The sequence below is a fragment of the Ruminococcus sp. CAG:379 genome, from assembly GCF_000434255.1.
GTDB lineage: Bacteria > Bacillota > Clostridia > Oscillospirales > Ruminococcaceae > Ruminococcus_F > Ruminococcus_F champanellensis.
Genome location: NZ_FR894806.1, coordinates 1 through 10,240 on the forward strand (window position 1 = coordinate 1; position 10,240 = coordinate 10,240).

The window sequence follows — 10,240 nt, forward strand, 5'->3', positions numbered from 1 at the left end:
GCTTTCCTCCTTCCCCATCCCCCTATGGTATAAACCTGTAGGTTACACATTCCCATGATGCTGCACAAAACGGAAATGAACCAGTCTGGCGCATGAAATCGTGGAAACTGTTCATCACATCTGTTTTCCCCAAGAGAGGGGAGAGTTGTGGAAAAGAGAGCGCGAGAGAAAACCGGTGAGAGGGGAGAGAATAAGCATCGTTAGATGCGCTCTCTCCCCTCTCAAAGAGGTTGTCGCTCGCACACCGGTAGATGGGTCATGCGTGACCCATCCGGTTAATCAAATAGAGTCACGCACATCTCCCCAAGAAATAGAGCAATACACATCTCCCCAAGATGACAGTAAACCCGTACTGCGTGTGCCAAGCACGCAGAGCATCAAAAGCAACACAAAAGAAACAGGTCACAAAGGTCAAAAACACAAAAAACAGGCCGCTGTCGGAACGGCATCCTTGCCCGACAGTGCCTGCTTTTTGCTTTGGCGGTGTACGCTACGCTTCCACCTCGACCAGCTTTTGATCGTTCCGGAACAGCAGTGTGATGCACCAGACCGCACTGATTGCGACCAGGATATAGATCGCTCTGCTGACCAGAGAGGCTGCGCCTCCGAAAAGCCATGCAACGAGGTCGAATTCAAAGATACCGACTAACCCCCAGTTCACACCGCCGATGATCAGCAGGATCAAAGCGAGCTTGTCCCACATACGTTTGAACACCTCATTTCTCATGAACATAGTTCCTATGCTCATGGCACTAGTATCACCGGCTTTTCCGGGTTTATGCCGCATTCTTTCTTGTAAAATCGATCCAAAAGAAAACAGCCCGCCGAAGCGGACTGCTTTGCATCAGTCTTACTGTGCGTTCCCCAGGAATGCGGCGCCGATGATGCCGGCGTCGTTCCCCAGCTTTGCAATGACGATCTGGGTGTTCTGCTTGGAGTTCCGGGTGTAGACCTCCTTTGCCACCAGTTCCTTCACCGGCAGCAGCAGGGCGTCCCCTTCGTTGCAGACGCCGCCGCCGATGCAGAGGATATCCGGCTGGAAGGTGTTGATGGTGTTGGTGATGCCTGCCGCCAGATACTTGATGTAGTCGTCCACCACTGCCTTTGCAGCAGCGTCCCCCATGCGCATTGCGTCAAAGGCGATCCGTGCGGATACCTTGCCGCTCCGCTCTGCCACCAGCTTGTGCATGCTGCTGTCCGGATTTTTCGCCATGGACTCCTTGGTCATCCGGATCAGACCGGTTGCAGAGGAGAATACCTCAAAGCAGCCCTTTCTGCCGCAGGTACACTGGGGACCGTCCACGGAAATCACCGTGTGCCCGATTTCTGCACCGGCAAAATTGGAGCCTGCGTAGATCTTCCCGTCAATGATGATACCGCCCCCTACGCCTGTGCCCAGGGTGATGCATACGGCGTTGTTTGCGCCCTTGGCAGCCCCGGCAACAAATTCGCCGTATGCGGCAGCGTTTGCGTCATTCTCCACGAATACGGGCTTGTCAATGTCCTCCTGGATGTACTTGACCATGGGAGTGTTTACAAAGCCCAGGTTGTTGGAGTACTCAATGATCCCGTCCCGGCTGTTGGCAATGCCGGGGGTGCCGATGCCGATCCACTCGATCTGCTCCATGGTCAGCTTTGCATTTTCCACTGCCTGGATTGCCATTTTTGCCATATCCCTTGCGATCTCCCGATCCGGCCGGGGGCAGTTGGTCTTGGTGCTTGCCTTTGCCAGAATGTTGTACTGTTCGTCCACGACACCTGCTACAATGTTGGTGCCGCCCAGATCAATGCCTATGTAATACTTCATATGTTTTGACTCCTTTGTGGTATATTCAGACCGTTGTCAGGATGGCCTGACCGGTTCCGTCCAAAGTATATGTCCCCAGTCCTGCGGGCAGGAACACGCTTGCTCCCTTCTTCAGGGTCAGGGTATCCTCCCCGGCGGTGAGCACTGCATGCCCCTCCGTCAGCAGGATGTGGTGGAAGGATGCCTCATCCGCATCCAGCTTTGCCGCCCCATGCAGATCCAGCCGCCGGGCGGTGAAATACTCGCACCCTGCCAGCAGGGTCTCGGTGTATCCTGCATGCTCCCGGGGCGGGGATGCAGGATAGGGCTTTGCAGGCGCCAGGCGTGTCACCTCCGCCGCCTTGTCAATGTGCAGGGCACGGGGCTTTCCGTCCGCCCCCACTCTCCCGTAGTCGTATACCCGGTAGGTGGTGTTGGAATTTTGCTGGATCTCCGCAATCAGGATCCCGGCGCCGATGGCGTGAAGGGTACCGGCGGCAATGAAGAACACATCCCCCTTGTGTACCGGCACCTGATGCACCGCCTCCAGCAGGGTGTTGTCTGCGATTCTCCGGCGGAACTCCTCCTTGGTGATCTCCTGCGCAAAGCCGTAGATCAGCTTTGCGCCCGGCTCGCAGTCCACAATGTACCACATTTCCGTCTTGCCGTATTCCCCCTCCACCCGGAGGGCGTATTCGTTGTCCGGATGCACCTGTACGGACAGATTGTCCTTGGCATCGATGAGCTTGATGAGCACCGGGAAGTACCGGAACGCCGCCCCCCTTGTGCCCAGAACGGCTTTTCCGGCATGTTCCAGGTATTCGGTCAGCAGCATACCGGCGTATTTGCCGTTTGCGATCCGGGATACCCCGTCCTTATGACAGGACAGCTCCCAGCTTTCTGCGATTTTTTCCTTGTCACTTGTTTTACCGAACTCCTCCCGGAGCCGGGTGCCTCCCCAAAGGTAATCCTTACAGGGGGCGATCAGCTGCATTGGGTACATAGCGTTCTCCTTTATTCTGTAGTTGTATGCTTTTCCGTCAGTCCGAATTCCTCCAGGAATTCCGCATAGCTGCCCCGGTATACATTCAGGTCAATGTTTTTCTGCTCCCAGTGATTCCCTGCATAGCCCGGCAGCCGGGCGTCGCACCGATACTGCCAGAACACCCAGTCCGGCCCCACCAGGGGCGGCGCATACACGCTCCGGTACCAGATGGGACAGTCCGGCATATCCCCCTTCAGATATTCCCGGTAGCAGGTATAGGTGGTGTAGATCACCGGGGTCTTGCCGTATTGCTCCTTCAGCGCCCGGATCAGGGCATCCAGTTCCCGGCGCACTCCCTCCCGTTCCGGGGGATCCGACGCCTTGTCCCCGTAGTACTCCAGATCGATCACCGGGGGCAGGGCGTTGTCCGTTTCCGGCACGGTGCGGATGAAATTTTCCGCCTGGGACTGTCCCGGGCTGTCAAAGCTGAAAAAGTGGTACGCTCCAACATACAAAGCGGTCCGGTGTGCGTCCTGCCAGTTCTGGGCGAAGTATTCGTCCACCAGGCTGCTGCCCTCCGTGGCTTTGATATAGGCGAATTGGATGGACTGGGCGGACAGCACCTGCCAGTCGATTGCCCCCTGGTAGTGGGACACATCCACCCCCCGTACCGGGTATTTTTCCGGGGACGGATGATTCAGCCGGATCCGTCCGGTATACACCAGCCAGCCCCCCACCCCGGTGCCTGCCGCCAGCACCAGCAGGATCAGTCCGATCAGCAAAATCCGCTTTTTGCGGGATATGCGCCCCATTACTCTGCAATATCCCCCATCACGATGCCTCTGCCGTTGGTGGCGAAGTATACCTTGCCGTAGACGCTGCCGTCCCCGGAGATATAGGGGGTGATGTTTCCGAACTGGTGCTTGTCATCGTTGATCCGCTGCCAGGTCTTGCCCTGATCGGCGGAGCGGAAGATGCCGTTTACGTTGTCACTGCTCCCCATGGCATACAGCACCGGGTAATCCCCTGCATTTTTCGGCGCGCCGAAGCCCATGGCTCTGGCATTGAAGTTTTTCAGATTTTCAAAGGTCTTGCCCCCGTCCTGGGAGAACATGATGATGCTGCCGCTGAGCGCCCATACATGCCCCTCCCTGCCGTCCACAGTATACAGGGTGGTGGTGTCGGACACCAGTGCCCCGGTGGGCGCAAAGTTGAAGCCCCCGTCCTCGGATGCAAACACCTGACCGCCGCATGCCGCATAGATTTTGGAGGGATTCACCTTGTCCGCCGCCATTTTCGGCTGGAAGCCCAGTCCGTTTGCCACATACCAGGTCTTGCCGTTGTCGTTGGATACATAGGTCTCTGCCTTGGTGCTGTTGGGCGCCCAGAGCATGGTACTGCCGTTGGCGGACAGGGCAACCGTGCCGCTGGTGCCGCCGGTGCCCAGTGCGGTGCATGCGTTCCAGGTCTTGCCCCCGTCCAGCGTGATCCGCACCGGCATTTTCCCGTTGTCACTGGTGTATGCTGCCACATTGGGATTCAGCCATGCACAGTCCACGTCCTGGGGAACCCCCTCCTTCATAAAGTGTGCGTCATCCGGCCGCACGTTCACATCCATATGGGAAAAGCCCGTCAGATCCCCCATAATGGAATACAGCTGGGGGGTACTGCCGTCTGCATGGGGGGGCGAAACCATTTTGAATACTGCGTTTTCCTCCAGACCATAGGCGTTGAACTTAATGGTCACGTCTCCGCCGTTGTCCAGAGCGGTCATGTTCACCGTGGTGTACACCGTTGCGCCGGTGCCGTAGGTCACTTCATCGGAATTGAAGGGGTTGATCTCAATGTCCGATACCCACCAGCCGGTCTGGGGCTGTTCTCTGCCCCAGTTGAGCCACTGGGCGTCCGTTACGTCCATTTGATAATGGCTGCCGCTTTCGTCATACAGTGCTTTCCAGGTCTTGCCCCCGTCCGTGGTGCGGTACAGGTTCTCGCCCTTGCCGTCCCAGAAGCACAGGGAGGAAACCACCACCGTGTCCGGATCCTTGGCGTCGATGGATACGCCCCCGTATCCGCCGTAGTGATTGTCCCCTACCTGGGGGGTAATGTCCTCATACTTCTTGTCCGCCAGGCTCCAGCGGTACACCTTGCCGTTCTTGCAGGAGGTATTGGGGCCGCAGGTGTCGCTGTAGCTCAGATACAGATAGCCGTTGGAGGAGATCCCTGCCTGGGTGGGATACATGCCCTTCTCGTTGGCAGGCAGCGCCTCCCAGCTTTCTCCCTGGTCGGAGGAGGTGTAGATGCACTGACCGTCCTTCATGGCGGCGCACACATAGATATCACCGGAAACCGGGTCAAACTCCACCCAGAGGATCCCCATGCTAATGCCCTCCTGGCTGTAGTTGCCCTTGACCGGGAAGGAGCTGACCTGTTCCCAGTTTGCCCCGTAGTCCTTGGAACGCCACAGCCCGTCGCTGCGTGTGCCCAGGTATACGGTGCTGTTGTGCTTGGGATCCACCATCATCCGTTCCCCGGCGCCTCTGCCGGAGTTGTTCGCCCCGAAGGTGACGCCGATGTCCACCTGTTTCCAGTTGTTCCCGTAGTCATCGGAGCAGAGAATGGCGCCCGGCTGTCCCATATAGGTGCCGCAGGACATATACACCCGGTTGGGCTCCACCGGATCTGTCGCCAGGGATTCCACCCCGTTCAGGTTCCAGCTGTCCGAGTTCACGCCTCCCAGGTGATCCGTGATGCACACCCACTGGTTGTCCCCGGATTTCCACCGGTATGCGCCCCCCATATCCGTCCGGGCATACATAAGCCCCTCCTCCGTGGGGTTGTAGGTGATGCCGGTCACATAACCGCCGCCGCCGATGGCAACGTTGCCCCAGCGGTAGCTGACGGATGCGCCCTGCTTGCTGTCACAGGCGGAAAGCCCGGTGACCATGGCAAGCGCCAGGCTCAGGGCTGTTGCTTTGTGCTTCTGATTCATGCCTTTTCCTCCATTTTATCCTGCCCGGTCTGCTCCAGGTAGATCTGTCGGCTCTGGAAATCCCCCCACAGGTTGGGCATGCGCAGCCCTGCCTGCATGAGATAAGCGCCGCTGTAGGTTTTTCCGTTTTCGCTGCACCGGTACCAGCTTTCCGGGTTCAGTCCCTTGAGCCGGATCCGCCGGGAGCGCACATTGGGTCGGGACAGGGTCTGCACATAGGTGAACAGCGCCTCCCCCTTGTCCTTGGTCACAAAGATCCAGGCATCATAGCCTGCCGTGCCGAAGGGATCCCCGATCCGGTACTGATCCCCGTTCCGCATGATGTGGCTGTACCGCTTGTAATCGGCGATCTGACCGGGAATCTGACCCCGATCCTCCGGGGAGATCTTCGTAATGTCCAGCTCATAGCCGAAGGTGCCTGCCATCGCCACATGCCCCCGGGTCTGGAAGGGGGTGGTTCTGCCCACCGTATGGTTGGGACAGTCGCTGACGTGAGCGCCCATGGCGGAAACCGGGTAACACAGGGAAGTGCCGTACTGAATCTTCAGCCGCTCCATAGCGTCCGTATCGTCCGATGCCCAGATCTGGGGACTGTAGTACAGCATGCCCGGATCGAACCGGGCGCCGCCGCCGGAGCAGTTTTCCAGCAGCAGATCCGGAAATTCCGTTACCAGCCGCTCCATCATCTCATAGACCCCCAGCACATACCGGTGCCACAGCTCCCGCTGCCGGTCTGCCGGAAGCATCCGGGAGCCCACCTCCGTCAGCTGCCGGTTCATATCCCACTTGACATAGGAAATGTCCGCACTGGTGAGAATGTCCCGGAGCATGCCGTATACATACTCCCGCACATCCTGCCGGGAATAATCCAGTACATACTGCTCCCGGCACAGGGTCAGCTCCCTGCCGGGCACCTGGATCGCCCAGTCCGGGTGGGCACGGTACAGGTCGCTGTCCGGGGAGACCATTTCCGGCTCGAACCAGATGCCGAATTTCAGCCCCATTGCCCGTACCTTGTCCACCAGGGATTTCAGCCCGCCGGGCAGCTTCTTTTCGTACACATGCCAGTCCCCCAGACTGGAATTGTCCTTGTCCCGGTGTCCGAACCAGCCGTCGTCCATTACCAGCATTTCGATGCCCAGTTTTGCCGCCTCCCGGGCGATGGACAGGAGCTTTTCCTCGTTGAAGTCGAAGTAGGTGGCTTCCCAGTTGTTGATGAGCACCGGCCGGGGCAGAGCCCGGTACTTGCTGCGGATCAGATGCTGCCGGTACAGATCGTGGAAGGTGCGGGACATGCCCCCCAGCCCCTCCTCCGACCAGACCAGTACTGCCTCCGGTGCGGCAAAAGCCTCCCCGGGGGGCAGCAGCCAGGTGAAATCCGTAGGGTTGATGCCGATCTGGGCACGGGTGGTGTGGTGCTGATCCACCTCCGCCTGTGCTATGAAATTGCCGGAGTAGATCAGATTCAGCCCGTAGCATACCCCCCGGTCTTCGTCCGCACCCTGCTCCGCCAGGGCGAAAAAGGGGTTGTGCTGGTGGGAGCTTTCCCCTCGCATGCTGTCGATCCGCTGCTTGCCCATGTGGAGCCGGCACCGTTCCACATGCCGCTCCCGTGCCCAGGAGCCGTTCAGCGTCAGCATATCATACCCGTCTCCGTCCAGGGTCAGGGTGGCGCTCAGCAGCCGCTTCAGCCGGCAGTCCGCCCTTCCGGTGTTCCGGACAATGGCGCTGCGCACGATCGTATGCATCTGCTCAAACACGGAATACCGCAGTTCCAGCTCCAGGTCTGCATGCTCGTCCCGGCACAGGATGCACAGGGTCATTGCCTGCTGCTCCGTGCCGAAGGTGGCAGGCAGTCCCGGCAGTCCCGGCTTGCCGGGGATGATGCGGTGGGACACATACCGGAAGTCACAGGTGCTCATGCCTGCCCCGTCCAGGATCTCCACTGCATGCTCCCGGTAATCCCCCAGTCCGAAGCAGGGGCACTCAAAGGGCAGGGTGTCCATATAGCTTGCCTTGTCCCGGTTATTCACAGAGGGGGTGAAGGGGTTTTCATCCAGCCGCAGCAGCTCCGTCAGATCAGCATCCGGCAGATTTTTTCCGAAATATATGTGGGCAAGGTACGCCCCGTCCGTGATCCCCATGGCGTACAGCATATCTCCGGCGGTGAGCCGGAACAGCTTCAGGGTTTCGTCATAGGTGATGTGCATGGCTATGCCTCCTTTGCCCGGGCGCAGACCATGCCCTCGTAGCCTGCCAGGGTGATGGTACCGGTGTAGACCCCTCCGGTTTCCAGATCCTCCAGGGTGAAGGGCAGTACCAGCTCCCTGGAATCCTTGTTGAAATTCTGCAGGAAGTAATAGGTTTTCGTATCACTTTGCCGGATGCCCACGGTGACCCCGTAGGGCAGCTCCGTATCCAGTGCCGGGGACAAGCCTGCCTCCGGGGCGATGCGCCCCAGCAGATCGTAGTAGAACTGGGATTCCCCAAAGGTACCCACATAATATACCCGCCCCTTGCCGAACCGGTTCACCGTTACCGCCGGCATGCCCTGGTAGTAGTCGCTTTCGTAGACCCCAAGGGTTTCCGCCGTGGTGGGATGCACCACTTCGCACAGGCGGCTTGCCTCATACCGGTTCTGCATGCCGGGGGCGTCCTGCATCACAATGCCGTTGTGCTGATGATCCCACAGGCCGTCGATCTCCTCCGCCCACAGACCCAGCACCTCCGTCAGACCACAGGCAGGGGTCTGCCCCAGGTAGCAAAGATCCGTTTCGTCCACCAATCCGGTGAGATAGCTGGTCAGCAGGGTGCCGCCTTGCTCCGCAAACCGCCGGAGCCGCTGGGCAATGTCCCCCCGGAGCATATACAGCATGGGTGCCGCCACAAAGCGGTAGCCATCCAGGGGTGCGTCCATATGCACCAGATCCACCGGGATGCCCCGGCGCCAGAAGCCCTCATAGATCCGCAGGATCAGGTCAAGGTACCCTTCCCCGATGTTTCTGGGCCCCTTGGATTCTCCGATCGCCCAGCCGTTCTGCACGTCATAGATGATCGCCGCTTTGGCAGGCACATGGCTGCCCCGGATCTCCTTCAGCTTTTTCAGCATAGCGCCCACGCCTGCCACCTCCCGGAAGATCCGTACCTCCGGAGAGGAGTTGTGGCTGACCACGGCGCTGTGGAATTTTTCGCAGGAGCCTCTGCTCTGCCGCCACTGGAAGTACTGGATGCTGTCCGAGCCGTGTGCCAGGTTCTGGATGGCAGTGAGCCGGTGAAAGCCGGGCCGCTTGTGCCGGGATGCCCCGATCCAGTTGGTGGTGCTGGGGGAATTCTCCATCAGCAGCCAGGGCTTGTGCTTCATGGCACGCATTGCGTCGCAGTATGCCCCGTTCCAGACCGCATTGCCCCCTTCGTTCCCGTCTCCGTTGTGCCAGCCCGGGTAGCTGTCCCAGCTGATGATGTCCAGCTCCGGCAGGAACTGCCAGTAGTCAATGCCGTCATAGAAGCCCATCATGTTCATGGTCACCGGGATCTCCGGATTCTCCGCCCGCAGCGGCGCTGTCTCCACCCGGAAGAAGTCCACGGTCTGGGCAGTGCAGAATCTCCGCCAGTCCAGCACCAGTCCGTGTACGTTGGTCTCTCCCTGGGGTGCCGGGGACTCGATCTCCTCCCAGTCCGTGTAGGTATGGCTCCAGAACGCCGTCCAGTATGCCCTGTTCAGCTTTTCCAGACTGCCGTATTTCTCCTTGAGCCAGATGCGGAATGCCGCCTGGCACAGGGGACAGTGGCACTCTCCCTGGATCTCGTTGGAAACATGCCACAGGATCACCCCGGGATGGTGGGCGTACCGCCCGGCAAGCCGGGTGTTCATCCGGGTCACCATCTCCCGGTATACCGGGGAGGTGTAGCAGTGGTTGTGCCGCCCCCCCTGGAGATTCCGGCGGCGATCCGCCTCCACCCGGAGGATCTCCGGGTACTTCTTCGCCATCCAGCCAGGCTTTGCGCCGCTGGGCGTGGCAAGCACCGTGTAGATGCCGTTTTCGTACAGATGCTCAATGACCTGATCCAGCCACTGGAAGGTGTATACCCCCTCCGCCGGCTCCAGCGCCGTCCAGGAGAAGATGCCCACGGACACGCAGTTGATGCCTGCCTGCTGCATCAGCCGGATGTCCTCCTCCAGCACCTCCGGTGTATCCAGCCACTGCTCCGGGTTATAGTCCGCCCCGTGGAGCAGGCAGTTTAGCTTGATGTTCGCTTCTTTTCTCATAACACGATCCTCATTCGCTTTTGCTTTTCGGCAACACCGCACAAAGAATGTGTGGTAGATGTGCCAACAGATTTTTCGTCAGATTGCATAGAAACGACGCAGGAATACTGGCGTATTGCAAGGAGTTTCTGTGTGATATGACGGAAAATTCGTCAGCAGATGCTGCGCAAAGCCGACAGGTGGGCTTTGTGCGGTATTGCCTTAGATAAA

General features: G+C 59.1%; 7 protein-coding genes. All 7 read right to left on the reverse strand.

The window, feature by feature from the left end; translation table 11 throughout:
• Positions 1-490 precede the first annotated feature (490 nt).
• The 7 genes from QVO51_RS00665 to QVO51_RS00695 all read right to left on the reverse strand — a co-directional run bounded on the left by QVO51_RS00665 (position 491) and on the right by QVO51_RS00695 (position 10,030).
• The gene (locus tag QVO51_RS00665; RefSeq protein ID WP_041326481.1) at positions 491-703 is read right to left on the reverse strand and encodes a DUF378 domain-containing protein; all 213 of its coding nucleotides are present in this window, start codon (positions 701-703) and stop codon (positions 491-493) included.
• Between the two features lie 147 nt (positions 704-850).
• The gene (locus QVO51_RS00670) at positions 851-1,807 is read right to left on the reverse strand and encodes an ROK family protein (RefSeq protein ID WP_022356811.1); all 957 of its coding nucleotides are present in this window, start codon (positions 1,805-1,807) and stop codon (positions 851-853) included.
• A gap of 25 nt (positions 1,808-1,832) precedes the next feature.
• Positions 1,833-2,789 (reverse strand): type I phosphomannose isomerase catalytic subunit, encoded by a 957-nt coding sequence (locus QVO51_RS00675; protein WP_022356812.1) that lies wholly within the window; start codon positions 2,787-2,789, stop codon positions 1,833-1,835.
• Between the two features lie 11 nt (positions 2,790-2,800).
• Complete coding sequence (locus tag QVO51_RS00680; protein WP_022356813.1) at positions 2,801-3,583, reverse strand: glycoside hydrolase family 25 protein; 783 nt, start codon at positions 3,581-3,583, stop codon at positions 2,801-2,803.
• Positions 3,583-5,763 carry a hypothetical protein gene (locus QVO51_RS00685; protein WP_022356814.1) on the reverse strand — a complete coding sequence of 727 codons (2,181 nt, stop codon included), beginning with the start codon at positions 5,761-5,763 and terminating at the stop codon, positions 3,583-3,585. The genes QVO51_RS00680 and QVO51_RS00685 overlap by 1 nt, the downstream gene beginning before the upstream one ends.
• Positions 5,760-7,973, reverse strand: coding sequence for an alpha-galactosidase (locus QVO51_RS00690; protein WP_022356815.1), 2,214 nt, complete (start codon positions 7,971-7,973; stop codon positions 5,760-5,762). Before QVO51_RS00690 ends, QVO51_RS00685 begins: the two co-directional genes overlap by 4 nt.
• Positions 7,974-7,975: 2 nt before the next feature.
• Positions 7,976-10,030, reverse strand: coding sequence for a beta-galactosidase (locus QVO51_RS00695; protein WP_022356816.1), 2,055 nt, complete (start codon positions 10,028-10,030; stop codon positions 7,976-7,978).
• Positions 10,031-10,240: the final 210 nt, after the last annotated feature.